Source organism: Denitrificimonas halotolerans (assembly GCF_034259425.1).
In the GTDB taxonomy this organism is placed as follows: domain Bacteria; phylum Pseudomonadota; class Gammaproteobacteria; order Pseudomonadales; family Pseudomonadaceae; genus Denitrificimonas; species Denitrificimonas halotolerans.
On the sequence record NZ_JAXIVU010000057.1, the window covers coordinates 1 to 369 of the forward strand.

Consider the following 369-nt stretch of genomic DNA (forward strand, 5'->3'; position numbering starts at 1 on the left):
TTAAAAACATGATTACTGGTGCTGCACAGATGGACGGCGCTATTCTTGTTTGTTCAGCAGCTGATGGCCCTATGCCACAGACTCGTGAGCACATCTTGCTGTCTCGTCAGGTTGGTGTTCCGTACATCGTTGTATTCCTGAACAAAGCCGACATGGTTGACGACGAAGAGTTGTTAGAGTTGGTTGAGATGGAAGTACGTGACCTGTTGAGCGAATACGACTTCCCAGGCGACGACACTCCAATCATCGTTGGTTCTGCATTGATGGCGTTAGAAGGCCGTGATGATAACGGTTTAGGTACAACCGCTGTTAAAACGCTGGTTGAGACACTTGACTCATACTTGCCTGAGCCAGAGCGTGCAATTGATC

The 369-nt window shown here is 48.5% G+C and carries 1 protein-coding gene; it reads left to right on the forward strand.

From position 1 onward, the window contains the following. On the forward strand, positions 1-369 hold a 369-nt coding region (locus tag TOI97_RS13255; protein ID WP_321554591.1), incomplete at both ends, for a GTP-binding protein.